Raw genomic sequence first — 1342 nt, 5'->3', positions numbered from 1 at the left:
ATTATTGATTATCAATACTATAAAACATGTCCATGTCTAAAAATGCAAACACAATTATCTGTTTTGCGAAAGTCCTGTTTTGGCTAAAAGTTCGAACCACGTTCCATCTTGCTTGTATTTAGCAATATTCATAACGCAATATTGAACAATTTTGATACCTAAAAAATAGGTATTTTACTGCACGTTTTTCCCCACTTGCTAGGTTTATTTTGAACGAGCTTTACGAAGTAAAGCGTAGTAATTCTGCGCTTTACTTTAAAGACGTTAAAAATCGGGGAGCGAGCAAGCGGGAAAAAGCCAGAAAAATGCGTTTTGTGATTATATAAAAGCTTCCTTATTTCGTTAATAAATCCTGCCTAAAAAACAGGTTAAAAGAATGGCATAAAAGGCATTAAAATGTTAATTAATAATTCGTTTATAAATTTATTAAATCTGCAAAAAGCTACCTTATTCTTTGCTATTTGTGCACTCTGTTTTAAGCATTATAGTCTATGCTAAAAAATTAGGTTAAAAACATTCAATGTCATTGCTTTATATTTTCATATATTTAAGCTACTACTAATAAATACCCTAAATATGCATTATGTATTTTTTAAAGAAAATCAGATTTTTATTAGTACACATCTGTTTATTTAGTACGATTTTTTTTCATTCTATTCGTTCTGTTTTTGCTGATGATTTGCCCACTTTTTATATTAGGAGTATTATTTTAGACGATGATGATTTTTTAAGTAAAAAAGAGCGTAGTAACATTGTTACTCCCCATCTTAACCATTATCTATCTGCAGAGGATATCAATGGCATTATCCAACAAGTAAAGAGTGTCTATATTCAAAAAGGCTATCCTACAGTAGTTGTTAAAATACCCTTGCATCAAAATTTAAGTAGTGGGATGCTCACCCTTCAAGTTATTCATGGTTTTATTGAACGTATTATTATGGATAAAGATACCCTTAAAGATCGTTGGCAAGTTTTTTTAGCCTTCCCTTACATGCGTAAACGTTTTTTGCACCTCAAAGATCTAGAGCAAGGTATCGACCAACTTAATTCTTTGTCATCTAATACGGTATCTATGTGTATTCTTCCGGGAAGATTACCAGGTAGTTCTATTATTCAAATTACACGCTCAGTTCATTCACAATTTCGTGTAGATACAGGAACTGATAATTTTGGAGAAAGTAATGGTTCTTCTATAAGGTGGAAATCGAATCTATCCATAGATAATCTTTTTATAAGTAATGACACTCAGGACTTTCGCAAAGTATTGAATAATTGATATTTTTGTAGTTATAGTTACTAACTTCAAATTATTGTACTCAACGATGAAAGTTACTACGCAACT

Annotated in this window: 1 protein-coding gene; it reads left to right on the top strand. The window is 30.8% G+C overall.

Going from position 1 to position 1342, the window contains the following annotated elements; all coding sequences use genetic code 11:
- Nucleotides 1-583: 583 nt before the first annotated feature.
- Nucleotides 584-1276 carry a POTRA domain-containing protein gene (locus tag CCPUN_RS04130; RefSeq protein WP_133282314.1) on the top strand — a complete coding sequence of 231 codons (693 nt, stop codon included), beginning with the start codon at nt 584-586 and terminating at the stop codon, nt 1274-1276.
- The last annotated feature ends 66 nt before the right edge of the window (nt 1277-1342 follow it).

It is taken from the genome of Cardinium endosymbiont of Culicoides punctatus (assembly GCF_004354815.1).
Classification (GTDB): domain Bacteria; phylum Bacteroidota; class Bacteroidia; order Cytophagales; family Amoebophilaceae; genus Cardinium.
Note: the sequence above shows the minus strand (reverse complement) of the source record. Positions and strands in the feature narration are given on the sequence as shown.